27 protein-coding genes and 1 tRNA gene are annotated in these 26,144 nt (G+C 41.4%); 7 read left to right on the top strand and 21 right to left on the bottom strand.

Going from position 1 to position 26,144, the window contains the following annotated elements:
• Window positions 1-22 precede the first annotated feature (22 nt).
• Window positions 23-685, top strand: coding sequence for a zinc dependent phospholipase C family protein (locus G601_RS0100305; RefSeq protein ID WP_026664105.1), 663 nt, complete (start codon window positions 23-25; stop codon window positions 683-685).
• A 31-nt stretch (window positions 686-716) separates the two neighbouring features.
• On the opposite strand, the gene G601_RS0100300 is transcribed toward G601_RS0100305, so the two are convergent.
• From G601_RS0100300 to G601_RS0100285, 5 genes are all read right to left on the bottom strand, one after another.
• Window positions 717-1,460, bottom strand: coding sequence for an aminoglycoside adenylyltransferase domain-containing protein (locus tag G601_RS0100300; protein WP_242834357.1), 744 nt, complete (start codon window positions 1,458-1,460; stop codon window positions 717-719).
• A gap of 55 nt (window positions 1,461-1,515) precedes the next feature.
• Window positions 1,516-1,632, bottom strand: a complete 117-nt coding sequence (locus tag G601_RS27400) for a tyrosine-protein phosphatase (RefSeq protein ID WP_081673326.1) — start codon at window positions 1,630-1,632, stop codon at window positions 1,516-1,518.
• 71 nt (window positions 1,633-1,703) lie between these two features.
• The gene (locus G601_RS0100295) at window positions 1,704-2,372 is read right to left on the bottom strand and encodes a zinc dependent phospholipase C family protein (RefSeq protein WP_026664103.1); all 669 of its coding nucleotides are present in this window, start codon (window positions 2,370-2,372) and stop codon (window positions 1,704-1,706) included.
• 99 nt (window positions 2,373-2,471) lie between these two features.
• Complete coding sequence (locus G601_RS0100290; RefSeq protein ID WP_026664102.1) at window positions 2,472-2,939, bottom strand: GNAT family N-acetyltransferase; 468 nt, start codon at window positions 2,937-2,939, stop codon at window positions 2,472-2,474.
• A gap of 15 nt (window positions 2,940-2,954) precedes the next feature.
• Window positions 2,955-3,773, bottom strand: coding sequence for a class I SAM-dependent methyltransferase (locus G601_RS0100285; protein ID WP_026664101.1), 819 nt, complete (start codon window positions 3,771-3,773; stop codon window positions 2,955-2,957).
• 361 nt (window positions 3,774-4,134) lie between these two features.
• Here G601_RS0100285 and G601_RS24560 point away from each other — a divergent pair, with 361 nt between their 5' ends.
• The gene (locus tag G601_RS24560; protein WP_051205416.1) at window positions 4,135-4,953 is read left to right on the top strand and encodes a lectin-like protein; all 819 of its coding nucleotides are present in this window, start codon (window positions 4,135-4,137) and stop codon (window positions 4,951-4,953) included.
• Between the two features lie 48 nt (window positions 4,954-5,001).
• On the opposite strand, the gene G601_RS26700 is transcribed toward G601_RS24560, so the two are convergent.
• Window positions 5,002-5,280: a hypothetical protein gene (locus G601_RS26700; protein ID WP_242834356.1), complete on the bottom strand. Its 279-nt coding sequence runs from the start codon at window positions 5,278-5,280 to the stop codon at window positions 5,002-5,004.
• Window positions 5,281-5,333: 53 nt separating this feature from the next.
• Window positions 5,334-5,567: a MerR family transcriptional regulator gene (locus G601_RS26695; protein WP_051205414.1), complete on the bottom strand. Its 234-nt coding sequence runs from the start codon at window positions 5,565-5,567 to the stop codon at window positions 5,334-5,336.
• 104 nt (window positions 5,568-5,671) lie between these two features.
• On the opposite strand from G601_RS26695, the gene G601_RS0100265 reads away from it, so the two are divergent.
• Together G601_RS0100265 and G601_RS0100260 are read left to right on the top strand one after the other, a co-directional pair.
• The gene (locus G601_RS0100265) at window positions 5,672-6,430 is read left to right on the top strand and encodes an EFR1 family ferrodoxin (RefSeq protein ID WP_026492338.1); all 759 of its coding nucleotides are present in this window, start codon (window positions 5,672-5,674) and stop codon (window positions 6,428-6,430) included.
• A gap of 33 nt (window positions 6,431-6,463) precedes the next feature.
• Window positions 6,464-7,093: a lactate utilization protein gene (locus G601_RS0100260; protein ID WP_026664099.1), complete on the top strand. Its 630-nt coding sequence runs from the start codon at window positions 6,464-6,466 to the stop codon at window positions 7,091-7,093.
• Window positions 7,094-7,152: 59 nt separating this feature from the next.
• Here the strand turns inward: G601_RS0100260 and G601_RS0100255 are convergent, their stop codons facing one another.
• Together G601_RS0100255 and nudC are read right to left on the bottom strand one after the other, a co-directional pair.
• The gene (locus G601_RS0100255; protein ID WP_051205412.1) at window positions 7,153-7,638 is read right to left on the bottom strand and encodes a hypothetical protein; all 486 of its coding nucleotides are present in this window, start codon (window positions 7,636-7,638) and stop codon (window positions 7,153-7,155) included.
• 52 nt (window positions 7,639-7,690) lie between these two features.
• Complete coding sequence (gene nudC, locus G601_RS0100250) at window positions 7,691-8,461, bottom strand: NAD(+) diphosphatase (RefSeq protein ID WP_242830073.1); 771 nt, start codon at window positions 8,459-8,461, stop codon at window positions 7,691-7,693.
• A gap of 200 nt (window positions 8,462-8,661) precedes the next feature.
• On the opposite strand from nudC, the gene G601_RS0100245 reads away from it, so the two are divergent.
• Window positions 8,662-9,054 carry a pyridoxamine 5'-phosphate oxidase family protein gene (locus G601_RS0100245; protein WP_026492251.1) on the top strand — a complete coding sequence of 131 codons (393 nt, stop codon included), beginning with the start codon at window positions 8,662-8,664 and terminating at the stop codon, window positions 9,052-9,054.
• 81 nt (window positions 9,055-9,135) lie between these two features.
• Here the strand turns inward: G601_RS0100245 and G601_RS0100240 are convergent, their stop codons facing one another.
• Window positions 9,136-10,422, bottom strand: a complete 1,287-nt coding sequence (locus tag G601_RS0100240; RefSeq protein WP_026664097.1) for a class I SAM-dependent rRNA methyltransferase — start codon at window positions 10,420-10,422, stop codon at window positions 9,136-9,138.
• 182 nt (window positions 10,423-10,604) lie between these two features.
• Between G601_RS0100240 and G601_RS0100235 the strand changes: the two genes are divergently transcribed.
• Window positions 10,605-10,678: transfer RNA gene (locus G601_RS0100235), tRNA-Pro, on the top strand.
• Between the two features lie 298 nt (window positions 10,679-10,976).
• On the opposite strand, the gene G601_RS0100230 is transcribed toward G601_RS0100235, so the two are convergent.
• The 10 genes from G601_RS0100230 to G601_RS0100185 all read right to left on the bottom strand — a co-directional run bounded on the left by G601_RS0100230 (window position 10,977) and on the right by G601_RS0100185 (window position 24,158).
• The gene (locus G601_RS0100230; protein WP_026664095.1) at window positions 10,977-12,200 is read right to left on the bottom strand and encodes a substrate-binding domain-containing protein; all 1,224 of its coding nucleotides are present in this window, start codon (window positions 12,198-12,200) and stop codon (window positions 10,977-10,979) included.
• A 118-nt stretch (window positions 12,201-12,318) separates the two neighbouring features.
• Window positions 12,319-13,539, bottom strand: a complete 1,221-nt coding sequence (locus G601_RS21330) for a sugar ABC transporter permease (protein ID WP_035786423.1) — start codon at window positions 13,537-13,539, stop codon at window positions 12,319-12,321.
• 28 nt (window positions 13,540-13,567) lie between these two features.
• Window positions 13,568-15,103, bottom strand: a complete 1,536-nt coding sequence (locus G601_RS0100220; protein ID WP_026492269.1) for a sugar ABC transporter ATP-binding protein — start codon at window positions 15,101-15,103, stop codon at window positions 13,568-13,570.
• 55 nt (window positions 15,104-15,158) lie between these two features.
• Window positions 15,159-16,379, bottom strand: a complete 1,221-nt coding sequence (locus G601_RS0100215; RefSeq protein ID WP_026492270.1) for an ROK family transcriptional regulator — start codon at window positions 16,377-16,379, stop codon at window positions 15,159-15,161.
• Between the two features lie 318 nt (window positions 16,380-16,697).
• On the bottom strand, window positions 16,698-17,663 hold the full coding sequence (locus G601_RS0100210) for a carbohydrate kinase family protein (protein ID WP_026492271.1): 966 nt from the start codon (window positions 17,661-17,663) through the stop codon (window positions 16,698-16,700).
• A 3-nt stretch (window positions 17,664-17,666) separates the two neighbouring features.
• On the bottom strand, window positions 17,667-19,148 hold the full coding sequence (locus G601_RS0100205; protein ID WP_196808780.1) for a glycoside hydrolase family 32 protein: 1,482 nt from the start codon (window positions 19,146-19,148) through the stop codon (window positions 17,667-17,669).
• Window positions 19,149-19,156: 8 nt separating this feature from the next.
• Window positions 19,157-20,488: a family 43 glycosylhydrolase gene (locus G601_RS0100200; protein ID WP_196808779.1), complete on the bottom strand. Its 1,332-nt coding sequence runs from the start codon at window positions 20,486-20,488 to the stop codon at window positions 19,157-19,159.
• A 113-nt stretch (window positions 20,489-20,601) separates the two neighbouring features.
• Window positions 20,602-22,257, bottom strand: coding sequence for an ABC transporter substrate-binding protein (locus tag G601_RS0100195; protein WP_026492274.1), 1,656 nt, complete (start codon window positions 22,255-22,257; stop codon window positions 20,602-20,604).
• A gap of 55 nt (window positions 22,258-22,312) precedes the next feature.
• Window positions 22,313-23,224, bottom strand: a complete 912-nt coding sequence (locus tag G601_RS0100190; RefSeq protein ID WP_026492275.1) for a carbohydrate ABC transporter permease — start codon at window positions 23,222-23,224, stop codon at window positions 22,313-22,315.
• A 13-nt stretch (window positions 23,225-23,237) separates the two neighbouring features.
• On the bottom strand, window positions 23,238-24,158 hold the full coding sequence (locus G601_RS0100185) for an ABC transporter permease (protein ID WP_026492276.1): 921 nt from the start codon (window positions 24,156-24,158) through the stop codon (window positions 23,238-23,240).
• Between the two features lie 266 nt (window positions 24,159-24,424).
• Here G601_RS0100185 and G601_RS0100180 point away from each other — a divergent pair, with 266 nt between their 5' ends.
• Complete coding sequence (locus G601_RS0100180; protein WP_026664092.1) at window positions 24,425-25,477, top strand: LacI family DNA-binding transcriptional regulator; 1,053 nt, start codon at window positions 24,425-24,427, stop codon at window positions 25,475-25,477.
• A 176-nt stretch (window positions 25,478-25,653) separates the two neighbouring features.
• Here G601_RS0100180 and G601_RS0100175 read toward each other — a convergent pair whose 3' ends face one another.
• Window positions 25,654-26,085: a DUF3592 domain-containing protein gene (locus tag G601_RS0100175; protein ID WP_026664091.1), complete on the bottom strand. Its 432-nt coding sequence runs from the start codon at window positions 26,083-26,085 to the stop codon at window positions 25,654-25,656.
• Between the last annotated feature and the right edge of the window lie 59 nt (window positions 26,086-26,144).

Genomic DNA, 26,144 nt, shown 5'->3' with positions numbered 1-26,144 from the left:
ACATCTTCAGAAGGGACAAGCTATGGCATCTTCCGTATTACATTACATAATTTCTAAAAAAGTCGCAGAGCAAATGCAGATAAAGGACACCGCTCGTTTTCTGATGGGCGCTGTCATCGCACCGGATACAGGTTCCAAGGATGATGGAAGCTATCACACACTACACTATTTTGAAGAATACCATCATGAAAATCTCAGAGGCATCAATTGGCAAAACTTTGCTGTGGACAACACAGGTAATATGACAGATGCTTATTATCTTGGCTACTACTGCCATCTTATAGAAGATTCCGTATGGTATCATGACTTTTTTGATAAGACGATGCGAATCTATCCCAAAGAAATCCGCGAGAAGAAATTTCCTATTGTTTACAGGGACTACTGGAGACTTAATTATCTTTTGAAAAAGGAGCTTGATATCCCGTATATTCCATTTGAAAAAGTTAGCATTCCTGATGCTTCCATTAGTGCAGACAGAATCGATTTCCAGATAGAAAACGTAAATAAGCAGTTCGAAGCCCCTTCATGTTCTAAAGAGGACCTGGAATTGATTTCATGGGATTTCATTATGGAATACATAAACAAGTGTGAGTACCTGTGCAAAAACGAAATATCTGCGTTACAAGGTAAGTCCATTCATATTAATCCCCAAAACTATTATTCATACAGCCAAAAAAATTTTTAAATAAAGTGAAAAATGCATAATTCAGTACGGGTCACTTTATTGAATTAGTCATATATTCAGCGTATTCACGAGCGATACGTAAATCATAAGTAACATCCACACCGTCTGAGTACTCGCGGAGAGCATCACATATAAGCGTATGATATTTCTGGGGAAGATTCTTTATTCCCCAGTCTCCGCCTTCCTTTTTGGACAGAACAAGCTGCTCCTTCTTATAAGCCAATACCCTGACCAGATTCAATGTAATGTACATGGTATTGTTTTCGATGTCCTCCGGTGCCTCAGATATGTCATCCCATATGGCATCTATATAGTCTTTTTGAGGAACCTCTGCAAATACATCTTCAATGGACTGTCCATGCAGGCATTTTCCCCTTTTTCCGATTATGGTAAAATGCGCAGCCAGGTCTTTATCCGTACCATTCATTTTCTGAATATAATCCTCCGGATTGTCCCTGTACCATCCAAGATGCATAACAGAAAAATGAAGTTCAAAGGGTGTCGGATATACAAATGGCTTACAAACATCTTTGGTCACTATGCTCATTTCTATACCCTTTGCAGGTCCTCTTTCATTAAGCTCTGTCACCATATCCATAAATGCTCGCTTTGAAGCGTCATCCATTTTCTCATTAACAACTATGATAAAATCCAGGTCACTCTTTTTCGGATTAAAGCATCCCATAACATAGGAACCATGCAGATATATACCTACCAGGTTATCATCAAGGATTTCTCTTGTATTTTGGACAAATTCATTCAGTAATGCTTCCACAGTAATAATCTCCAAATATTTTAATGTAATCTACTGTCCCAGATACTCTACGAACTCAGCCTCCGGTTCTGTCTTTTCCCGCGGTGCAGTTAAACATCACTCCATACTTTGCGTTAGCTATCGTTTTAAACACTTCAGAGATTTTAGCTGAATGAGCTATCCAATAAATCAATCATTTTTATTATATACGATAACTTTATCCGTAAGCTTTCCCTTTGAGATATATTCCTTGAAAAAATCCTGTCAACTGTAATTACTGATTCTATCAACTATGCTGTCCGTACAGATATCTATAAACTCAAGCATCTGCCCTGCTGTACAGTACGTACAATCGGATACATCCACCGGTTCTGATACATTGTACTGGACATTAATCAGATGGTCCTTGATATCCTTTAAAGCGGCTGCATCTGTATAGTCCCCTATATCTATTTCCGCAGATGCTGAAAGGAGCCTGAATATCTCCGCAGTATTCTCACTGTTTTGATATAACCACACTCCCACCTTTTTCATATCAGGATAATATGCTGCCTTAAACTCATCCTTTGTAAAAGGTGGCATGCACTTTTTCTGGGCTTTTCTCCACACCAGTAGATCGTTACAGTGGTCTGTGAGGCAGTGGACGCATATTCCAAGAATAAGCATCTTTCTCTTTATATCTTTTTCTGGAGCTCCATATTCATCCCAAAATGCATCGATATTTTCCAGCCATCTGTCGTAGTCCTGAGTATCTCCCCAGGGTCCGCAGCCTTCAAAAAGATGGGTGTGAATCTTGGTTTCAAGAAATGGCACCGACTCGCTGATGGCATCAGGAGCGACAGATCCAAGTATGAATTCTGCTCTTCCCTTAGAGATCCCCATTTTATCAGCAACCCTGTAAGCTACTTCCATATGTGTCATCTGCCCCGCCATCACTTTTTCCTCCTGACCTTCTCAATTTCCTCTTCTTTCGTTTTATCCTAAGGCTTTAATGAAAGGATAAGGTCTGCCCCAAGGGCCAGGTCAATACCACTAATTCTTTTCAAAATAAACGATGTCCATCAAGTCGCTTATTTTTTCGATTTTTCCAGTCCGTTTATATCCAAGCTTTTCATAGAGATGTATGTTGCCTTCCTCCTGAAGAATAGTATCAAGGCTCCAGTTGTCATCTCCGTGTATCCTTTCAGCCTCTATAATAGCCTGCCTGGCGAGACCTTTGTTTCTATATTTCGGCATTATCCACAATGGTGAAATCCGTTTTCTGCTGCCATCCTTTTTATCAACAATCCTGATTCCGCCCACATTTATGCCATCTGAAACAATATAGTAGTAGGTAGTTCCTTCAAAATCGTATTTCTGTAAGATCCGCTCGTAGCTCTCAGCAGCAGGGCTCATATCGTAATCATGGTATTTCTCCAAAAGTCCTTTGAAAGCTTCGACCTGCATTTCCCATAAACTATGCATATCTTCACGACTTGCCTCTTTTAACGTGACACTCATAGCATTCTCCTGTCTTCAGCTTTTGATAAACACCTGGACAACATGGTTGGAATAGCCCATGAGATCAGGCCTTTCTGCTGTGGCGATGAGGTACTGAATCCACTCATTATATGAGGCCTCGGACATATTGTTGACAGCCTCGCGAATAGCCTGTGATAATCCATCCTGCGCAAATCTTGGTCCTTTAGTAACGGGTAGTGTCTCGCATACCTTGTCAGTTAATTCATCGATTGTAGCTATGGTATGAAGGAAAATAGATGATTCGGTATTTTCAGTAACCTGTGCCGTCTCTCTTATATATCCGATTTCCTTTATTTCCTCAGCAGGGTTTTCGCTCTGGAATATATACTCAATTAGAGGTGCATCCTGCAAAACAAATGCCACGAAAACGGGCGCTCCCTTCTTTGCAACACGCAACGCCTCTTTTATTGCTGTAACTCTGTCCTGAAAATTATGAAGATGATATACCGGCCCCATTAAAAGTACCAGATCATAACTGTCATCCGGGAACTCATTTAAATCCAGAGCATTTCCCTGATATACATTGACGTTCTCTGCATCCCCAAAAAGCTCTTTCATTCTTGAGACATTGTCCTCATGAAGATCTATGGCATCCACTAAATAGCCTTCTTCCGAAATAGCTTTGGTATAAGCTCCGCATCCTGCGCCTATGTCGATGATTTTTGCTCCCTTTTGAAGATATTTATGAATATAATGCATGGTCAATATGAACTCTGTCTCATTTGCCTTTGTATAAGTAAGGCGTCCCTCCTCAAAGGCACCTGCATACTGCCTCTGAAATATTTCGTCCAGCTCTTTTCCGTTTATACTCATCTTCAAAACCCTCCTTGTTTTTTCATACCAAAAAAGCACATCAGCCAGTTAAAATTTATCTGTCTGGTGTGCTTTCCAAAAATCATCTAATGCAAAACCTACACAGACAGATAAGACCTATCGGCTTATAGCTGTGTAAGTAACCTCTGCTATAAGCAAATATGTCTGTACATCATCTCCATGTAGTTATACATATAACGCTGATTCATAAGTGCTCCTAAATGAAATATGTTGTAGTAATGATATCCCTATAACGCTTACATGTCAAAAAATTTATATCAGACAGCATTTTTCTTAAGACAACAGCGCCAAATAATAGTAAAATCACTCTTGGGGAAAATTTTCAAATGGAGGATTTCGTATGAAAAAAGTAATGAGTCGCGTAGTTCAATTTTTATCCATCATCACAATTATGATTATTGTGGTTTGTGGTTTTACAGGACTTGAAGCCCAGGCTAAAACCAAGCTTCAGGAAAAGACACAAACCATAACAATTGGTGAGCAGAAGCGTATAAAGCTTTATTCAGGCAAGAAGGCAATTAAGAATAAGCATATCAAATGGTCTTCAAAGAATAAGAAGATTGCCAAGGTTTCCAAAAAGGGCGTTGTAACCGGAGTAGCTGAGGGCTCTACAAAGATAATCGCCAAGTACAAGGGTAAGAAATATAAGCTTTCAGTAACTGTTCAGAAAAAAGCTGAAGAACCAAAGCCTGTAACTCCGCCGGAGAAAAAGAAGACCATTCATGAAAATGTTCCTGAAGATGCACAGCTTTATGAAGGACATTCTTATAAAATTTATTATGGTGTTATGGATTGGCACACAGCAAAAACTGAGTGTGAAAAGCTTGGTGGACATCTTGCTACCGTAACTACAGCAATGGAAAATGCATTTATCGGCACACTTATTGGTAATGAGACAGTCAAACCCGGATACTGGCTTGGCGGATACCGTGATGATGATATGAGTAAAGACTGGAAATGGGTTACCGGTGAGTCGTTTGATTATACCAACTGGCAGAGGCCTACAGAAAATCCCGGATATGGTAATGGAGAATTATATCTTGAAATGTGGAATGCCCGTCTTAATTATCAGTGGAATGACCTTGGAGATTATAACTATACGAGAAATTGGATAAAGGGTTATGTGTGCGAATGGGAGTATCCCAGAGTTGAAGAATAAATATGTGTATAAAAAAGAAGATCATAGCGATCTTCTTTTTTTACGCTTCTATTTGTAGCAGTGAACAAAGGTAGAGTCTGTATCAACTACTATCTTGCCATCCTCCTCGATCTTCCTGTCAAAACACTGAAGGAGCCTGTCTTTAATGGATAAAAGGTACTTATTCCCATCCTTGTAATGCTTCACAAGCCTTTCAAATAAAATCTCGGAATCGTCATAGTAAATCGGGCCCGGAAGATGAACCCGTTCTACCTTTGAAAAGTCCTCGGAAATCAATTTTATAAATTCATTCTCCCTATTTATCAGGTCGTTTTTCCTTTTTGACACAAAGGACTTATCGAAGCCGTTTTCATCAAAAAACCGCTCCCAATAGTCATGCTCTATTCCTGTTCATTGTTTTCAAGATGGCCCTTTATCTCATCCAGGCTAAAGCCCACATGCTTAAGAGCAATGATCTTTTCAAGCACCATAAGCGAGTTCTTGTCATAGAGCTTGTAATTGCCCTCTGAATATCCAACCGGTCTGAGAAGCCCCTTTTCATCATATATTCGCAGTGCCTTCTGCGATACACCTGCTACTCTTGCCAGTTCCCCCGTTGTCATCATCTCTTTCATGCAGCTATCCCCAATCCTTTCTTCCCCCTTATGCTATCATATACTTTGCCTGCGATATAGTGTTATACTATTTATCATATAAACTTATGAGGAAAGGTATCTGAATGATCGTATTTTTTACAGGAACAGGTAACAGCCGTTTTATCGCAGAAAAGCTGGCTGAATTCACCGGCGATGAAACCTTTGATATTTTCGAATCTGTCCGCACAGGAAAAGGACACACATTTACAGAAGAGGGTCCCTATATCTTTATTGCGCCCGTCTATGTAGCAGCTCCTGCCCAGTGCCTGACAGACTTCATTAAACGCTCAGAATTTCCCAAAAACTCCAAAGCATATTTCATCATGTGCTGCGCAGCAAGTATGAGCGCATCTCCTGTTTTCTGCATGAATATCGCATCTGAAAAAGGTTTTGAATATAAGGGCACCGCACCTATGATAATGCCGCAAAATTACATTACCTATTTCAAGGCTGATTCCGAGGAAATATGCAGGGACAAAATAAAAAATGCTCCGGAAAGCATTCGTGAAATTTCTGAATATATTAAAGCAGGAAAGGATCTGCCTCAAACAAAAATCAGTAACTTCGAGTACAGGATGACTGTTCCCGTTCTTAATCTGTATTGCAAATACTTCATGAAATCCAAGGCCTTCCATGTCACAGATAAATGCATAGGCTGCGGAAAGTGTGTATCTCTTTGTCCTTTTGGAAATATATCGCTAAAGGACAATAAGCCCGTCTGGGGATCAAAGTGTACTCATTGTATGGCCTGCATCAGCATGTGTCCCACCGAGGCCATAGAATACGGCAAGTTAACTAAAGGAAAACCCCGTTATCATGGGCCCTATTCCTATAACAGCTAATTACATAACATCAAAATCAGGGAGGAGAAGGAAATGAACGAAATGATAACTAAGAGAAATGATCTTCTGGCAAAAAAGATCATAAGCGGACTTGAATCAAGGAACATGAGCGGATACTACGCAAAGACCAAGGAAGAAGCATTAAAGCTTGCTCTTGAGCTTATCCACAAGGGAAGCTCCATTGCCATGGGAGGCGCCATGAGTGCCCACGAAATAGGTCTTGTGGATGCTCTTAAAACCTCCGATTACAATTTCATAGACCGCGATGCTGCTGAGGATAAGCGTGCAGCTATGCTCGCTGCCTATGACGCAGACATATTTTTATCAAGTGCTAACGCCATGACCGAGGACGGAGTTCTCATAAACATCGATGGTAACTCAAACAGAGTTTCAGCCATCTGCCAGGGTCCTAAAAAGGTAGTATTTATCGTCGGCATGAACAAGGTATGTCCCGATGTGGACAGCGCCCTGAAAAGAGCTCGCAATGTGGCTGCTCCCATAAATGCACAGCGCTTTGGACTTTCAACTCCCTGCGCAAAGACCGGAAGCTGTATGGATTGTAAATCTCCCGACACTATCTGCTGTCAGTTCCTTATGACAAGATATTCCAGACATGAAGGAAGAATCCATGTAATCCTTGTTAACGATTCTCTCGGCTTCTAATCTTTTATAAAGAAAAACGCTTTCCCCTTGTTATCTACAAAGAGGAAAGCGTTATTTTTTTATTCTTCAGGTCTTCCTATACCGTGTTTTTTCATAATCTGCCTAAGGAACAATGGCTGGAAAATAAATATCAGGAAAAATCCAACCACAAAGCATATAATTAAGCTCTTCAGGAACATCGGCAAAAACGGAATCGGCGCTACGCCGCCATTCTGTATGGTAATCATTCTATATGCAAGACCAACCATAACCAGCGTCATTATGGGAGTGTAGATCAGATCGGAAAGAAAACTCTCAAAGGTCCTTGCTCCGATGGTTCCCTGCCTGAGTCGGAGTCTCGCACACAAACCACCCGTGACTTTTCCAATAGGAATCACCAGGCCAATTATCAGGCTTATTATAGTGCTGATAACAAAGCTGATAATGAACCCGGGAATTGTGAAATGTCCCGATGAAAGAATCCCAACCAGTGAGAGGCAAAAGCTCATCATTATGCCCATTCTGATCGCCATCTGTCGTCCGATTATCCTCATCTGTTCTTCCATAATCATTTACCCCCTGTAGGTTTGCACGTGGATAGACATTGTTCCAAATCCATTATTTAGTTTCAAAATACTCCGGGTGCTCCTTAAAATGCATCATCATGGTTGCAGTGAGGCTTAAATCCTTTGCTTCCTCACCTATATCAGCTCGCTCAACCCATTCTGCTCTGGCGAGCTCATTTTCATCCATATTGATATTCGGATCTCCATCAAGCTCACAAAAATAACCAAGCAGCAGGTTCGAATCGAATCCCCAGGGCTGGCTTGCAAAGTATCTGATATTCTTTACCTTTATGCCAACCTCCTCTAAGACTTCACGTCTTACAGTATCCTCTGCAGTTTCTCCTATCTCACAAAAACCGGCAACAAGGGCGTTACCCTTATATGGTCTTCCTGCGTACCTTGTCATCATGATTTTGCTTCCATTTGTAACTCCGACTATAACCGCAGGGCATATCTTTGGATATATTATATTTCCGCACCTTGGACACTTTAGAGCCCTCTCAGCATCATGAATTATCGTTTCCCTGCCGCATCTTCCGCAGAATTTATTATCGCGGTACCAGACATAGAGATGATAGGCCGTCATTCCCGCAAAACACAGGTAACCGGGATTTGCACCGCGCAAAACACGGATGCTCTCATAGTTGTAATTACAATCTGAGCCCTTTCCCTGAACTTCGTTTATATAGCAGCCATACTCTTTTTTTGGAAGATAAAACCTGTCCCCGTCGATTTCAAAAAGGTAGATCAGCTCATTTTTATCAATTCCAAGCTCCTCTACCCTGGGACACCTGAATGCTCCATCATCCTCTAAAACGCACAAAACCTCCCTGCCCCGAAACGAAAACACATAATCGCGGGGATCCGGAAGGTCTCTTTTATAAATATTGTTAAACACTTTTGGTGAAATATCCTGTATCATATTATTGATTATACATTATCTCTTTTCAGAGATGATAGATTGTTTTTCCATTTTAATAGAATTATAATATATTTTATACAATTTATTTTAAGGAGGCAAGTATGCAGGAAGTATATGAATTTTTGAAAAAATGTGGAACTTACTATCTGGCTACTGTTGATGGGGATCAGCCCAGAGTTCGCCCCTTCGGAACAGTAGATATTTTCGAGGACAAGCTTTATATCCAGACCGGAAAAGTAAAAGATGTCTCCAAGCAGATTCAGAAGAATCCCAAGGTTGAGATCTGCGGTTTTGCTGAAGGCAAATGGGTTCGCGTAGCAGGTGAGCTTGTACGCGATGACAGAATAGAAGCTAAGAAGCACATGCTCGATGCTTATCCGTCACTTCAGGGTATGTACTCTGCTGAGGATGACAACACAGAAGTGCTTTATTTCAAGAATGCAACAGCTACCTTCTCTTCCTTCACAGAAGAGCCCAAGGTTGTTAAGTTCTGATAATTACCGGCTTTTGCTATTTAAAAAGAAGGACTCGATCGAGAAAGAAGGACTCAATCGAGTCCTTCTTTTGTATTTCTATCAAAGTTCTTCAGTAACCTGGAACACATAGAATTTCAAATAATAAGAAGCGTCGTTAGACCACAAAATAGGATGGTCTGCAGCCTGCTGCCTGAACTCAACCTGCCTAAGCTGTTTATGGGCACTTCTTGCAGCTTCTCTTATTGTCTTTACAAAAAGCTCCTCATCCATGAAATGTGAACATGAGCAGGTCGCAAGAAATCCGCCATTTTTCACAAGCTTAAGTCCGCGGATGTTGATCTCACGATAGCCTGTAACAGCCTTCTTGATAGAAGCTCTGGACTTGGTAAATGCAGGCGGATCAAGAATAACCACGTCATACTGCTCTCCCTGCTTCTCAAGATCCGGCAAAAGATCAAACACGTCAGCACACTTAAATTTGATAATATCCTCAAGCCCGTTAAGTCTTGCGTTTTCCTCTGCCTGAGCACATCCCACATCGGAAGCATCAACCGCAAGAACTGAATCAGCTCCAGCTTTGGCACAGTTAAGTCCAAAGGAACCTGTATGTGTAAAGCAGTCCAGAACCTTCTTACCCTTACAAAGAGATGCTATTGCTCTCCTGTTGTTCTTCTGATCAAGGAAGAATCCGGTCTTCTGGCCATTCTCCACATCAACGTAGTATTTAACACCGTTCTCCTCTATCAGGACCTTGGTATCGAAGGGCTCACCGATGAATCCCTTTATTCTCTCAAGGCCTTCCTGCTCTCTTACCTTCGCATCACTTCTCTCATATATTCCACGGATCTGTACACCATCCTCAGCAAGAACCTTCTTACAGATATCAAGAATCTTGTCCTTCATGCGGTCAGTACCAAGAGCCAGGGACTCAATTACAAGCACATCTGAAAACTTATCAATTGTAATTCCGGGAAGGAAATCAGCCTCACCAAAAACCAGTCTGCAGGAGAGCTCCTTAAGTCTTTTGGTTTTAAGCTCGTCCTCTGATACAGCCTTTTTCTCGCCCAAAATACTCTCATAGCCGTACAACTCAGGGCACATAACAGCCTTCCTGTAATCCCAGGCATTTTTCACTCTTGTCTCTAAAAGGGCATCATTCACAGGATGTTCCTTCCTTCTGGACATCATCCTTACACGGATCTTAGAGTTCGTATTTATAAATCCATATCCCATGAAATAATCATCATGGTCATGGACCTCTACGATATCTCCATTTTCAAAGCTGCCCTCAACTCTGTTTATCTCATTATCAAAAACCCAGGCTCCACCCGCCTTAATTGTACGTCCTTCGCCCTTTTTAAGAATTATTTTTGCATATTCACTCATTAATATTTCCTCTCAAACAGTCCTTATTACTTGGACTTCTCAGCTTATTCTTTCCATATCATAATATCATATTCCATTTATTATTGAATTCCAATATGTAAAGCTATTGACAAAAGCCTCCTCTTTATTGTATTATCATGTGTGCTGCGAAAGTCTTCTCACGACTTCCGCTTAACATATAACGAAGTGTGGCTCAGTTTGGTAGAGCGCTGCGTTCGGGACGCAGAGGTCGCAGGTTCAAATCCTGTCACTTCGACTCAGTATTTACAAGGGTTTGCAGATTTGCAAATCCTTATTTTTTTGTCTGAATTCTACCATATCCTCTTTATACTCCGTATCCCCAAAAGATGTGAAGAGCATTTCTAAGTGCAATCGAGTAGGCTGACTCCTACTCGATTTCGCACACGAACATTCCGCACTTAGTGCTCCATGTTCTTACGACAGGCAAATGAATTTGTATGCAAGCATCCATTCGCTTGCCGGTCTTGTGCTACAAAAAAATGGTACAGGCATATACACACCTGTACCACTTATATTATTATGACAAAAAACTATTAGTCCATAAGGGCCATACGATCAGGATCGTTTGCGAAAACTTCCTTAGCGTTGTCCTTTGTAACAACTGTAGGATCAAGCTCGTAGATCGGAACTTCCTTCTTGCCGTTGTCTGTTGTTACATCTGTAGCGGGCATTCCCTTACCATCTCTAAGGTCGTTGATGATCTCGATTGACTTAGCAACAAGATCCTGTGTAGGCTTAGCAACTGTGCAGTACTGCTTGCCCTGCCATACCCATTCAACTGACTCGTTCTCTGCATCAAGACCTGTAACTACAGGATTAGGCTGACCTGCATCCTCACATGCTGTTACGATTGCTCTTGCGATACCATCGTTAGGAGAAAGAACACCGTCGATCTCTTTATCAGAGTAGTTACCTGCAAGAAGTGAATCCATACGCTTCTGAGCTTTAGCATTGTCCCAGTCCTCTGTAGCACACTGTGTGAACTCTGTCTGACCGGATACTACAACGATGTTACCTGCATCAATTTCAGGCTGAAGAACTGACATAGCACCTTTGAAGAAGTTAGGAGCATTAGGATCAGCAGGGCCGCCACCGAAAAGCTCGATGTTGTAAGGGCCTTCGCCTTTTTCTTTCTTAAGACCGTCAAGGAGTGCCTGTCCCTGTAATTCACCGGTACGAACACTACCGAACTGAACTACGCCGTCAACTGCTTCTGTGTTCTCGATGAGGCGGTCATAACCGATTACATAAACACCGGCATCCTTAGCCTGCTCAAGTACGCTACCAAGCTGTGTTCCATCGATAGGACCTACAACGATAACCTTAGCACCGTTCTCGATCATTGACTCGATCTGCTGTTGCTGCTGAGGAACCTTCTGGTCAGCTGCCTGAACTAAAGGCTTATATCCTGCTTTTTCAAGCTCTTCTTTGAACATTGTCTCAGCTTCTTTCCAGTTCTGAGTTCCAAGCCAGGGAAGTGAAACGCCGATGGTAGCACCTTCCTCAAAGCCCTCTGTAGCTGCAGGAGTTGCCTCTGCCTCTGAATCTGAAGCAGTCTCTTCTGAAGATTCTGTAGCTTCTGTTGTATCAGCTGCTTCCTCAGTTGACTCAGCTTCAGTAGCTGTTTCTGTTGTAGCTTCTGATTTCTTTTCATCAGATGAACTTGATGAACCCTCGCGAGCTGAACTACATGCTGTAAGTGTAGTTGCTGTAAGAACTACAGACAGCATCATTGCCATAATCTTTTTCTTTTGCATAACTTTCCTCCTTGGTAAATATAACCTTTTTTCTATTTAAGGCCGGCAGGCAGCGCTACCTGCCGGATACGCCTTACAAATTTACAGATTCCTGTTTATCCTCAAAAAAGGAAATCTATCAGTTCTTTGCTGCTTCCTTTGAAGGGAATAGTCTTCCTATAATAGAAGCTTTTCCTACCTTCTTGTTGTAAACATCAAATGCTACGGCAATAAGAAGAACGAGACCTTTGATAACCTGTGTCTTATCAGCACCTACACCCATGAGCATAAGTCCGTTGTTAAGAACTGCCATAACCATACCACCGACCATGGTTGCAATGATGGTTCCAACACCACCTGAAACAGCTGCACCGCCGATGAATACTGATGCAATAGCGTCCATCTCCCACTGGTTACCATCAGCAGGACCTGCTGCTGTAGATCTTCCTACGAAAAGAATTCCGGCAACTGCCGCAAGCATGGACATATTCATCATTGTAAGGAAATATGTGCGGCTTACATTTACACCTGAAAGAGCTGCTGCACTCTTATTTCCACCTACTGCATAGATGTGGCGACCAAATCTGGTTTTCTGTGTAATAATGTGATAAACGATAACAAGAATAAGGAGAATCAGTCCCGGTATCGGGAAGGAAGTTCCCTCTCTTCCTGTTCCATAGAGCCAGGTAAAGTAAGCTATTATCAGAGAAATCAGAACTGTTCTTGCTACTACAACCCATAAAGGCTGCTTTGCACCGGCGATCTGTCCGGAATTTTTGTACTTTCTGACTTCAATGATTATAAGAGCGATAATACCGATTATTCCCAAAACAAGCGTTGAATTATTCATTCCCGTAGATTTGGGTCCCCACTCAGGCATGTAGCCTGCTCCGAAAAATCTGAGTTCTTCAGGTGCAGGAACTGAGATGGACTGAGATATCCAGATAACTGCACCTCTGAACATCATCATACTTCCAAGTGTTGTGATGAATCCCGGAATACCGAGCTTTGCAAGGAAAAATCCGTTCCAGGCACCAACAAGTGCTCCGATTGCAAGTGCAATGAGCACTGCCAGATACCAAGGAAGATTTAATTCACTTGCTGCCTTAGCCATTACCATTCCTGAGAAACCGGCAACACTACCAACTGACAGATCAATCTGACCTATTACGATAACCATCAGCATGCCAAGCGCCAGAATAAGGACGTAAGCATTACCTGATAAAAGATTCTGGAAATTGGAAGAAGTGAGCATTCTTCCATCAGATATAACATTGAATACAACAATCAGCACGGCCAGTGCCAGAACCATGGTGTACTGACGAAGGTCTTCCCCTAAAACCTGCTTAATATATTTCATGACTTTAAACCTCTTCCCTATTTTGTTGTTAAGCGGATGTAACTGTCATTCGCTTCATTAGTGCTTCCTGATCAGCTTCCTCAGCTCTCAGTTCCCCTGTGATGGCTCCTTCAAAAATTGTATATATCCTGTCAGCTACCCCTAATAGCTCAGGAAGCTCTGAAGAAACCATTATGACTGCCTTCCCCTGATCGGCAAGTTCATGTATCAGCTTGTAAATCTCATATTTTGCACCTACGTCAATACCTCTTGTAGGCTCATCAAGTATCAGCACATCCGGCTCTGTAAACATCCATTTTGATAGAACTACCTTCTGCTGATTACCACCTGATAAAGTGCTTACTCCAACTCCGACGTCCTTGCATTTGATTCGAAGCGCCTTTCTGTACTCCTCAGATGCCTTAAGCTCTTTTGTCGAATCCAGAAGTCCGTTTGTCAGAATCTTGTCCATGTTGGCTGAAACTATGGTTTTTCTGATGCTGTCCAAAAGGTTAAGTCCCAGATTCTTACGATCCTCAGGCACATAAGCTATTCCATGCTTTATGGCCGCCTGAACGGTTTTCAGCTTTACCTTCTTTCCCTTTATTTTGATTGTTCCTGATTTATAGATTCCGTAGTTTTGCCCGAAAATTGAACGCATGAGCTCTGTTCTTCCTGCTCCCATGAGTCCCGCAAATCCTACGACTTCACCTGCGCGTACATAAAATGAAGAGTTTTTGCAGGCCATCCTGCCCTTGACTGCAGGATCCTCAATATTCCAGTTTGATACTTCGAAAATGACCTCTCCTGGATTGGACTTATGCTCCGGATATCTGTTTTCAATCGAACGACCTACCATCGACCTGATGATCTTGTTCTCATCCACCTGTCCGGCTACTACTTCATAGCTTTCAACAGTCTGTCCGTCACGGATAACCGTAACCGCATCAGATATTGCCGCAATCTCATTAAGTTTGTGAGATATCATGATACAGGTGATGCCCTTCTCCTTAAGACCTCTCATGAGTTCAAGAAGATTGGCCGAATCATCCTCATTAAGAGCTGATGTAGGCTCATCAAGTATGAGAAGCTTAACATTTTTGGAAAGTGCCTTCGCTATCTCAACAAGCTGCTGCTGTCCTACACCCAGGTTCTTAATAAGCGTATCAGGACTGATATTCAGCCCTACCTTGTCAAGAAGCTCCACTGTCCTTCTTCGCTGCTCTGTCCAGTCGATAAGTCCGCCATTTGTCAGCTCATTTCCCATGAAAATATTCTCTGTGATTGACAATTCCGGAATCATCGTAAGTTCCTGATGAATAATTGCAATTCCTGTCTGCTCGGATTCCTTGATATTACGGAATTTCATCTCCCGCCCGTCAAAGATTATCTGACCACTATACGTCCCATAAGGATATACACCGGACAATACCTTCATCAGCGTGGATTTACCGGCACCATTTTCACCACATATCGAGTGAATCGAGTCTCTTTTGACTTCGAGTGTTACATCTGAAAGTGCCTTAACCCCGGGAAACACCTTTGTAATTCCTCGCATTTCAAGAATTAAAGGATTTTCTTTCATTGCCGCCTTTAACCTCCCCTTATATCGCTAAAATATCAGAAATACATATCCTGAATTATTTTGCCGTAAGATATTCACTGGGTTTTCCCAGTACTCTGTCAGTAGCTATCGCTGCTGCTCCATAAAGTGTAGGGTCAACACTTAATTCGGACATCATAATGTCGACCTGTGAAAACAGCTCAGGAATGGTTCTCTCCTCAACTATTCTTTTTATCTGCGGTAATAAAATATCACCCGCTTTCGAAATGACATCGCCTATTACTATGATGTCGGGATTATATGCATTTATTAAGGTAACGCAGCCATAGGCTATGTACTGCGCCATTTCCTTCATGATATCGAGTATGGCACCATCGCCTTTTCTTGCAGCCTCGAATATCACATCGTAATCATCAATTCTCTTGTGCTTTTTATCAGTAAAAATTGATGGCAAAGCTTCCTTTGCTCTTGCAAGCATTACCCGTGTAGAGCAGTAAAGCTCAAGGCATCCGTAATTGCCACATTCACATCTGGGTCCGCGATAGTCTATACTAATATGTCCAACCTCACTTGCTGCACCCTGTTTTCCAAATAAAAGCTTCTCATTCTCAACTATTCCGGAACCTACACCCTCTCCCATTAGGAAGTATGCAAGTGTATTCATGGGCTTTTTATGATTACCAAACCACCACTCTGCCATGGCTCCGGCGTTTGCATCCTGTTCTATGAAAAATGGCTTATCGAATTCATTCTCAAATTCCTTAAGGAAATTTACATCGTGCCACGACATCATTTGTGACACAACAGCTATGTGCCCTTCATTTTTAAGATAAGGCCCCGGAACCGCCATTCCTATTGCCACAACGTTCTCGTTTTTATCAAGATACTCACGGATCAGTTTCTTTATATCCTTAAGGACTATTTTCGGATCATCCGTAATATCGAACTCGACTTCGGTCTGTTCGTAGAACTTACCTGATATATCAAACATACCAACTGTGTACATATATCTTGAAAACTTGACCCCAATCACACAGTTCTTCTCAGAATTAAGCTTAAGTCCGATCGCACGCCTGTTTCCGCTCCCCTTGATAATACCTGTCTCTAGCACAATTCCACTCTCAATAAGAGATGCAACTATCTTGGTTATGGATGCCTGGGTGAGCCCCGTCATCTTCGCAAGCTCTGCCCTGGAACATATTTCATTTTGTAATTCCTTTTGATGAATAATCTTCAATAACTGCGCTCTGTGTGCTTCATTCATATCGCTGTTATTGACTATCGGATTGTTATCCAATTAACTAACGCCCCCATTAATTTATTTCCGTTGTTAATATATTAACTTTGTTAATATATTATGCACATTTATTGCTTAGGTCAACCAAAAATTGCCATTTATTGTATGTTTTGTATACTTGCACTAATTGAATATTAAAATTTTGTGAACTTATTACACAAAGAATTTTGGTTTTCATTCGTTATGTTAACTAAATTACCGTGCGGATATTAATTCCAGACAGAACAGATATTAAGAATTTAAACTAAAAAAAGGAGCTGGAAAAAATGATTTCTCATTTTTTCACAGCCCCTTTTCGCATATTCTTTGTTCTTATCATTACTTGTTTGTTAGAAAAGCTGTTATTTCTTCTTGGGTTGGCATTACAGAAAGTGCACCTTTTCTGGTGGTTATAATAGATGCCGCAGCGTTTGCAAACGACAGGCATTCAAATAATCCGTCTTTTGTCAGATTATCAAGTCCGTTTCTGTGGATGTAATCTATGGCACAGGCACAGAAGGTATCGCCTGCTCCTGTAGTCTCTATAGTAACAGGATTTCTGTACCCGTCTTTTTTGATCACCATATCTTTGTAAAGAGCTATACTTCCTTCAGGTCCAAGTGTGGCAAACACGATTGGAATACCAAAGTCTCTCTTCATTTTCCTTGCTCCTGCCTCTATATCCTTAAGGCCTGTAAAAAGCTCAATCTCATTATCTGAAATTTTCAGGATATCACAGTTTTCAAAGCCATATTTCATAGCATCTATTGCATCGTCTACGTTCTTCCATAAAGGTTCTCTGTAATTTGGATCAAAAGATATGACTGCTCCGCTCTCTTTAGCTATTGTAACAGCTCTGACAGTTGCCTCTTTTGCAGGTTCGTCTGTCATTGACAGTGTTCCAAGATGAAATACATCTGCATTCCTGATAAGATCAGCATTCTTCTCAACATCCTCTGCTGTCAGCATCATGTCTGCTCCGGGCTTTCTGTAAAAAGAAAAATCTCTGTCTCCATTTGGAAGCTTGTTTACAAATGCAAGGGTAGTATTTACCTCCTCGTCAAAGACAAGTCCGGTAGAGTCTATACCCTGCTTTTCAATTCTCTCTTTTAACATTCTCCCAAAAAAGTCGTTTCCAACCTTGCCGATAAAAGCTGTGCTGTTGCCTAAATTCTGAAGCATTGACAGCACATTACAGGGTGCTCCGCCTGGATTAGCCTCAAATAAAGGATTTCCCTGGTTGCTGTCTCCGCTTCCTGTAAAATCAATAAGCAACTCCCCCAGCGCAACTACATCTTTTTTCATAAGTTATTTCCTCTCAAGCTCATACATAGTAACATCCATAAGAAGTTCTCCAACTGCCTTAAAACTGATACCTTCAGCTCTGACATCTGTAAGGATCACCATGGACATAACCTGCTCTCCATCATTTATGAAAAGCTCCATGCTGTATCTGTCAAGAACGAGCCTTAAAATGATCTCGCCTTTATTGTTGGCTACTCTGCAACGTCTCTGATGAACGATGGCTCTGCGGCTTCCTGAGTGCTTTCTGTCTATCTTGACAATATTGTCAACAGGATCATATTCGATAGTAGAATATGCCTTACCATTATCAGCAAAACGAATTTCAAATCTCTTATAGGAGAGGTCATCGCTTGTAGATCTGACTCTTACTGCCATATCTATGCATCTGCCCTCTATACTTGACAGAGATGCACTATCTGATATAAGCACATTCTGTCTGCTTATTCTCTTTCCGTAGTAGTTCTCTATCTCTCTTATAGGCTTCTGAACAAGCTTGTTGTTATGAAGGCTTATCTCTCTGGGGAAGCTCATCTGTCCAAACCATGGGAAGTCATCGCGCCTGATTCCGCATGTATCCCAGTTCTGCATCCAGCCTATCATCACTCTTCTGCCGTCTGCTGTAAGAACTGTCTGAGGAGCATAAAAATCGATACCGTAATCTATGGCCTGGCAGTTTTCCTCATTGAAGTTACCTTCAGAATCAAGGCTTCCGATTACGCAAAGTGTACCATTTCCGTTGTGGAACTCAAGCTCCTCCGGAAGCATATCCTGAGGACTTGTGAGAAGAAGCTGCTTACCATCAAGAGGGAAATAGTCAGGACACTCCCACATTACGCCGAATCTGTGGTTATTTTTAATAACCAGCTTATCATAGGTCCAGTGGATGCCGTCTTCACTTACATATTGAAGGATCTGGCCGTCCTTATCCACAGTTTTATTACCTACAACCATGTAATACTTGCCGTTTTCCTTCCAGACCTTGGGATCTCTGAAATCATATTTGCCTGCGCCTTCAGGAAGTGTATCCGCGTCAATTACAGGATTACCTGCATATTTTTCATAGTCAACACCATCACCTATAGCAACGCACTGTGTCTGATACTCGTGGGTTTCTCCGTTTTCATCCTCTTCTTTTCTTACGCCGGTATAGACAAGGAGCTGTTTGCCGTCATCCATCTCAATGGCGCTTCCTGAGAAGCATCCAAACCCGTCATATTTTCCATCGGGCGCCATTGCACAGGGAAGGTATTTCCAGCTGATAAGATCAGTACTTTCTGCATGTCCCCAGTGCATAGGTCCCCATACTGTCTCATAGGGATAATACTGGTAAAACATATGATATTTTCCCTTATAGATGCTAAAGCCGTTAGGATCGTTCATCCAGCCGCATCTGGGTGTTAAATGAAAGAGGGGGCGCTGCTCCTCAGGTATCTTGGCTTCCTTTTTTACTTCATATTCTCTTGCTTTATTTAACTTATCACTCATAATATTCCTCATTTACCATAAATCTTTATATCACTTGCGTCTGCATTTTCCATATTCAGCTTCCAGGTAGCTCCAACTGCTGAATAAATGCGGTTTGACAGTGCCTTTTGCCCGTCTACATAGATAACCACTATGTCTTTTTCAACTACAACATCAACCTGATATTGTCTGCCTTCCTCCAGCTTCATAGCCTGATAATTGGGAAAAGCATTGTATGAAATGTTGTCCTCTTTATTATTTACAGAGATCTTGTACTCTTCTCCCTTTTCAGTATTGGAAAATACGAGATCGCATATTCCATCTGCCTGCATCGTAAGTTTATAGCTTAAATGACAGGTATCGGGTACATCTCCCAAATCAAGTGAACTATCTGCAGCTGCCTCAGATAGTATCTCCTTATTAAAATACTCATTATATTTCTCAGGCATGCACACCCCCAGTGTGCCATCCTGCAATTGTCTAAGCTCATATACCAGTACGCTTCCTGCCCATGTGTACATGAGGCCATCGCTTTCTCTCTTTTTGCGATCAAGAAAGCCGATCAGATATCTTTTGCCTTCGTACTCACATGTTTTTGCTGCATAGAAGCCATTGCCGTCAAATGTGTCAATCTCCGGTTTCTCCCAGGGTCCGAAAAAATCAGACGCTGTTCTGTAGTAAACTACATTGTTCCAGCTAAAGACGAGATAGTATTTATCTCCAAGCTTGAACACATCCGGACATTCCATAAAATAAAGTTCTTTGCTTGTATAAAAATCACCCTTAAAAGTCCAGTTCTCTAAATCCTGCGATTCATAATATATGATCGCACTTTCATCTTCTGCTTCTTTTCTGGCGCCAACCAGCATGATATAGCCGTCATCCATCTTAATAACCTGAGGATCACGGAAATCATTGGTACTGTAGCCATTAGGAGCATGAATTATTTCATCATAATTCTTCTCATATTTTTTGTTGTCTTTACTTGTTGCGTGCATTAAGCACTCTTTATCAAGTCCGTAGGTGTCATAATAGTCATTATGACCTGTGTAAAAACAGTGATATTTCCCACTGTCATCCCTGATAAAGGAACCCGTTCCTATAGCAAGATCCTGAACTTCAGAATCCTCTGCGAATTTCAGAACCTCTCCCTTATCTTCATATGTAGTAAAATCCTTGGTAAAAAACTGATGAAGCGGGTGATAACCTACGCCATTGTGATCAGTTTCATATAAATAATTCAGATATACGCCTTTATCAGTTGAAAGAGCCATTACATCCCCAACGTAGCTGTCCTCTGCTCTTGGGAAAAGGCATTGCTCGCCCTTTTTATCAGCGCATCCGGTTAATAAACATAACATAATACCAAATAAAGCTATTGTTCTTTTTTTCATCTCTTATAAAAGAGGGAGGAGATAACTCCTCCCTCACCTTTCGCTTATCAAGCTAATCCCATAAGATGTAACAATGTGTATTACTTGTAGAACTCATCAAGGTACTTCTGATAGATTGCAAGGTAATCCTCAAGACCATAAGCATTAACCTGCTTGATGTACTCATCCCAATCTGCATCTGTAAGGCCGTTCATAACGAAGTTACTTCTGCTGGAGTTGATGAAGCTGATAAGATCAGTCTGGATTGTTGTAAGCTTCTCTGTGTCATCAGCTGTCATGAATACGTTAGGATATACATACTCGCCGTGCATATCATCTGTGTAGTATTCCTTGATCCAGTCAAGACGATACTGAGCATCATCAGGGCATGTTACATATACACCATAGTACTCATCAAGGATTGCAAGAGGTCCGCCAACTGCCTCAGCCTCACGAACTTCTACAGGTGAAGCATCGCCAAGAGGCGCGTGCTTGAGCATCTTCTCACCCTTATCGTTTTCGCCAAGCTCGAAGATATCGAACTCATCATCTTCACCATAGGTTCCCCAGTTGTTCTGAGGTGACTGGAAGGGATCATACATACGATCAAGCCATGCACATACAAATGCAGGGTTGTCGCACTTAGCTGTAACTACGCATCTGCCGCGGTCAAAACCTGATGTGAATGAACCGTTCATAGGTGTTACGTTCTTGGTATCAGCCTGAAGAGCTGCAAGAGGCTCATAGTCCTCAAGGTTGTCGATGTTAGCAACGTCCCATGTGAAGCATACGCCATATCTGTGAGATTTTCCCTTAGCAACGTATGTTGACCAATCCTGTGTGAAGCACTCGGGATCGATAAGTCCCTCATCATAGAGCTTATGAAGCCACTGCATACCTGACTTGAAACCGTCCTGAGTAGCTGTGCAGATAACCTTCTTGTCATCTGTTACAGCGATGTGCTGTCCTATATCGTTATCACCATAACCTTCACCAAAACCGTTGATAAGAAGGCTGGGATCCTGATCGTTCATGATGCATGACATAGGGATGATATCACCCTCGATGCCAAACTCTGCCTGAAGCTCTGAAGCGTGATCCTTGAATGCCTTAAGTACTTCTTCGAACTCGTCTACTGTTGTAGGCTTCTCAAGTCCAAGGAAATCAAGCCACTTCTTGTTGATGTAAGTAAAGTTGTTACCTACTGTCTGGATAGCTGTCTTGTTGGAACCAAGCTGCTCGATCCAGGGAAGAGCCCAGATATGGCCCTCTGAATCCTCACACATTGTGCGGTATTCAGGATACTTATCGAATACAGCCTTAAGATTAGGCATGTTTTTGTCAATATATTCTTCAACAGGAAGAATAACGCCCTGGTCTGCATATCTGATAAGATCAGAGTTACTGAATCCTGCATTGAATATGAAATCTGTAAGCATGTCCTTGTTAGCCATTGTCAGCTGAATCTTGTCTCCCCACTGATCGTTTGAAATAGCTGTCCAATCTACATGTACATTGGTCTCCTCTTCAAGTCTCTTGAAGATTGTTCTGTTGTTAGGCTCAGCCTCTGTTCCTGAAGGATAGCTGATTGTACCTGTGATAGTAACCTTCTCTTCAAGAGGGAAAGTGATGTTCTCAGCATCTACCTTAGCTGCACCACTGCCAGTTGAAGTCCCCTTGCCACAACCTGTGAGCGCACTTGCTGACATAGCAATGACAAGCGCTGTAGACAGTAACTTTGTTGTTTTCTTTTTCATTGTCCTCTCCTTTTCATTAGAAACTATTCAAACCTGTATAACAGGTGAGTTAACGTTAGCCTTTAACTGAACCTACCATAATTCCCGAATCAAAATACTTCTGGAAGAACGGATACATAACTATCAAAGGCAAGCTTGAAATGATGATAGTTGCATATTTCAAAAGCTCTGCAAGCTGTGCTCTTTGTGCAGTACTCTGCATATCTGCGATCATACCCGGATCAGGCTCATTCTGAATAAGGATTGCTCTAAGAACGAGCTGCAAAGGCTGCTTACTTGCTGAATTCAGATAGATCATTGCATCGAAATAGCTGTTCCACATTCCTACGAACTGCCAGAGGATAAGCACTGCGATAAGTGGTGTACATACAGGAAGCAGTATTCTAAAGAAGAATGTAAGCTCATTAGCACCATCCACATCAGCTGCCTCTCTAAGCTCGCCGGGAACGCCCTTATAATAGGTTCTTGCTATGATCATGTTCCAAACACTAAATGATCCCGGAAGAATTACAGCCCACATGCTGTCTAAAAGTCCCATATTACTTATAAGTAAGTATGTAGGGATAAGTCCGCCTCCGAAGAACATTGTTATGATGAAAATCGTGTTGAAGATTGATTTTCCCTTAAAATCATCTCTTGACATAGGATAAGCACACAAAAGAGTTATAAATACTGAAATAACTGCAAACAGTACGGAATAAAGAATCGCATTGAAAAATCCCGTCCATATCTGTGAGTTGGTCATAACTCTCTCATAAGCTGTCAGTGTCCACTTACTGAAATCAAAAACAATACCTTTATTCTGAAGTGTTATCGGATCCATAAATGAAGCAACGATGATATAAACCACAGGTCCGATTATAGCCAGCACGAAAGCTGCAAGAATGATATATCCCACAAGAAGGAATATTTTATCTCCAAGAGAAGCTCTTGCGAACTCGCTCTTTTTATTTAGTGTCTTAATCATTTTCTTTTTCCCCTTATAATCCCTGTCCATCGTTAAGCTTCTCAACTATCTTGTTAACCGCAATGAGAAGTATTACGTTTACAATTGTATTAAAAAGTCCTACTGCTGTTGAATAACTGTAGTCACCATTCAAAAGACCCTTCTTGTATACATAAGTAGCTATGATCTCGGATGATGCAAGGTTCATGTCAGACTGAAGTGCATAAGCTTTTTCAAAACCGATACTCATGATGTTACCTGCCTGAAGAATGAACTGGATAACTACCATATCCTTGATGGCCGGCCACTCAACTGCCTTGATCTGTTGCCAGATGTTAGCTCCATCAATCTGTGCTGCTTCCTTAAGCTCCTTACTTGCATTGGAAAGAGCTGCTGTGTACATAATTGATGCCCAACCGGCTCCCTGCCAGATTCCGCTGACGATGTAGATCGGTCTGAACGCTTCCGGAATTGTAAGGAAGTTGATGTTCGTTCCAAGCATCATGTTAAGCGGTCCTGTAACTGAAAGAAGGATTCTGACCATACCGCAAAGTACGATGACTGAAATGAAGTTCGGCATGTACAGTACAAGCTGTATCTTCTGCTTGATCTTGCTGCTCGCTACTCTGTTAAGAAGGAGTGCTAAGATAATCGGCATTGGGAACCCCCAGAGAAGACCAAATACACTAAGCTTCAATGTATTTATGAGATACTGCATAAAGTCCGGTGACGATAAAAACTGTTGGAAATATTTAAGACCTACCCATTCGCTTCCAAGTATTCCTTTAAACGGGTTGTACTTTTGGAATGCGATCAGAATTCCTCCCATAGGAAGATACCTGAAGACGATTGTAAGAAGTAGTGCCGGTCCTAAGAAGAACACGTAAAGCTGCCAATGCTGCTTTATATATACAATCGTGTTATGAAAATTGTTCCCTTTTACATTTGTGTTCATAAACACCCCTCCGCGATGTTTTACATTTGTAACATTGTTCTTGCGTATGTAAAATATATCACGCACCAATAGAGGTGTCAATAGTTTAATTTTACATTTGCACAATATATTTTTACGTTTGACACTTTTGATGTTACATTTTATAATGTTGATTGTGACACATGTAAAACAAAATCTTTTTCGCAATAGCCTGTGTCACATATATCGAGGGAACAACAACATCAATAATTATTTCATTATTTATATAGAAGAAAACGGAGAATATCATGTCAGGAAAAGTTACACTGCAGGATATAGCAGATGCTCTTGGAGTATCCAGAAATACTGTGTCCAAAGCTATAAATAATACAGGCGTATTGGCAGAGGCCACAAGACAGAAAGTCTTAGAAAAGGCCATTGAAATGGGATATAAGCAGTTTTCCTACGCCAATTCCATATCTGATATCAAAAATCCGACAATTACAAAATCCAAGGCCGCAGGAGAGATAGCACTCTTTGCAGGAAGATTCCTTAATAATTCGCACTTTGCATCAACCATGCTTGATAAGTTCCAGCACGAGATATCACTATTAGGTTACAGCCTTACGATGCACAGAGTTGATTCTAATAATATAGAAGCTTTATCTCTTCCGCTCTCCTTCAGACCGGAAAACACCAAGGCTATCATATGTATTGAGATGTTTGATCACGCTTACTGTGAGATGCTCTGCACACTCAAGATTCCCGTGCTTATGATAGATGCCCCTGTAGCCAGCTATTGGAAGCCATTAAATGCTGATATTCTGCTTATGGACAACTTCAGCAGCATCTATACCGTAATCAATGACATGAGCAAAAAAGGCATCACCAAATTTGGTTTTGTAGGACAGGTTACACACTGTCGCTCTTTCTATGAGCGCTTCATGGCCTTTAGAGAGGCAATATATATTAATAACCTCTCCTTTAATGATGCCTACTGCCTCTCTGAGGTGCATCCTCATGATTCCAACTATAGAGAATATCTCTACAGCGCACTTAAAGAGATGAAGGAAATGCCGGAGATGTTCATCTGTGCTAATGACTTTGTTGCGGTTGATCTCATAGATGGTCTTAAAAAGATGGGAATTGAATGCCCAAGGGATATTAAGCTGTTTGGTTTTGATGACTCTCCCGAGTCCAAGATCATGTCTCCTTCTCTCTCAACCAGCCACATACACAGCCAGATAATCGGTTATTCAGCTGCCAACCTTGTAATCTCAAGGATTGAGCAGCCTGATCTCAATTACAGGATAACCTATACAGAGACTGATCTTATTTACAGAGAATCAACACAGATGTAATAAAATGGAACGTGTAAAGGAGGTTTCAGATGCTGTTGATGAAATCATCACTACCGCTGCAAGATTTTAATATTTCAAATATATATAAGGCGGTGTGAGTTTTAATCACACCGCCTTATATATTTCTTCTATCTTCTTCCTTCTTTTTTATATAAAACTATAGAATTCTTTCGTATTCACTTAAGGAAAAATCCCAAGATACACATAATCACCGCAGCCCCCATAATACCCAAACCTGCCTTTCTATTGGTATCAGGATCTGCTGTGTACTGGTCAACGTGAGCGTCCTGCGGATCGTCAGGATTATATGATATAGCCAGCTGATCGCCGACAGCCGGCTGTAAGGCTGCAGGAATATTCTTTAGGGTATATTCCATGCCGCTTACTTTATACGTGCATGTTATTTTGTAAGTATGGCTTACATGATATCCGACACCATTTTTTCTCTTTGTCTTATGCTCCTTAACTATCACATCTGATATCGTTCCATCTGTTTTTGCTGTTCTTCGTTCGAACTGTGCTCTTGATCTGGGTGCCTTAATCAAAAAATGATATAAGCCCACAAAAAGAAATACTATTCCAAGTACAATCAATGCAACTCCAACCATAGCTACCCCCTTTTCGCGAAATAAGTGTGCATTTACATTAATTATTTTAACACGAAAAA

The sequence above is a fragment of the Butyrivibrio sp. FC2001 genome (genome assembly GCF_000424125.1).
GTDB lineage: Bacteria > Bacillota > Clostridia > Lachnospirales > Lachnospiraceae > Butyrivibrio.
The sequence above is the reverse complement of the archived record's forward strand: the minus strand, read 5'-3'. Positions and strand labels throughout refer to the sequence as shown.

Coding starts and splice junctions, on each gene's coding strand:
- G601_RS0100305 (WP_026664105.1), top strand. CDS start 23: ATGGCATCTTCCGTATTACATTACATAATTTCTAAAAAAGTCGCAGAG.
- G601_RS0100295 (WP_026664103.1), bottom strand. CDS start 2,372: ATGGCGGGGCAGATGACACATATGGAAGTAGCTTACAGGGTTGCTGAT.
- G601_RS0100290 (WP_026664102.1), bottom strand. CDS start 2,939: ATGAGTGTCACGTTAAAAGAGGCAAGTCGTGAAGATATGCATAGTTTA.
- G601_RS0100285 (WP_026664101.1), bottom strand. CDS start 3,773: ATGAGTATAAACGGAAAAGAGCTGGACGAAATATTTCAGAGGCAGTAT.
- G601_RS24560 (WP_051205416.1), top strand. CDS start 4,135: ATGAAAAAAGTAATGAGTCGCGTAGTTCAATTTTTATCCATCATCACA.
- G601_RS26695 (WP_051205414.1), bottom strand. CDS start 5,567: ATGAAAGAGATGATGACAACGGGGGAACTGGCAAGAGTAGCAGGTGTA.
- G601_RS0100265 (WP_026492338.1), top strand. CDS start 5,672: ATGATCGTATTTTTTACAGGAACAGGTAACAGCCGTTTTATCGCAGAA.
- G601_RS0100260 (WP_026664099.1), top strand. CDS start 6,464: ATGAACGAAATGATAACTAAGAGAAATGATCTTCTGGCAAAAAAGATC.
- G601_RS0100255 (WP_051205412.1), bottom strand. CDS start 7,638: ATGGAAGAACAGATGAGGATAATCGGACGACAGATGGCGATCAGAATG.
- G601_RS0100245 (WP_026492251.1), top strand. CDS start 8,662: ATGCAGGAAGTATATGAATTTTTGAAAAAATGTGGAACTTACTATCTG.
- G601_RS0100240 (WP_026664097.1), bottom strand. CDS start 10,422: ATGAGTGAATATGCAAAAATAATTCTTAAAAAGGGCGAAGGACGTACA.
- G601_RS0100230 (WP_026664095.1), bottom strand. CDS start 12,200: ATGCAAAAGAAAAAGATTATGGCAATGATGCTGTCTGTAGTTCTTACA.
- G601_RS21330 (WP_035786423.1), bottom strand. CDS start 13,539: ATGAAATATATTAAGCAGGTTTTAGGGGAAGACCTTCGTCAGTACACC.
- G601_RS0100220 (WP_026492269.1), bottom strand. CDS start 15,103: ATGAAAGAAAATCCTTTAATTCTTGAAATGCGAGGAATTACAAAGGTG.
- G601_RS0100210 (WP_026492271.1), bottom strand. CDS start 17,663: ATGAAAAAAGATGTAGTTGCGCTGGGGGAGTTGCTTATTGATTTTACA.
- G601_RS0100205 (WP_196808780.1), bottom strand. CDS start 19,148: ATGAGTGATAAGTTAAATAAAGCAAGAGAATATGAAGTAAAAAAGGAA.
- G601_RS0100200 (WP_196808779.1), bottom strand. CDS start 20,488: ATGTTATGTTTATTAACCGGATGCGCTGATAAAAAGGGCGAGCAATGC.
- G601_RS0100195 (WP_026492274.1), bottom strand. CDS start 22,257: ATGAAAAAGAAAACAACAAAGTTACTGTCTACAGCGCTTGTCATTGCT.
- G601_RS0100190 (WP_026492275.1), bottom strand. CDS start 23,224: ATGATTAAGACACTAAATAAAAAGAGCGAGTTCGCAAGAGCTTCTCTT.
- G601_RS0100185 (WP_026492276.1), bottom strand. CDS start 24,158: ATGAACACAAATGTAAAAGGGAACAATTTTCATAACACGATTGTATAT.
- G601_RS0100180 (WP_026664092.1), top strand. CDS start 24,425: ATGTCAGGAAAAGTTACACTGCAGGATATAGCAGATGCTCTTGGAGTA.
- G601_RS0100175 (WP_026664091.1), bottom strand. CDS start 26,085: ATGGTTGGAGTTGCATTGATTGTACTTGGAATAGTATTTCTTTTTGTG.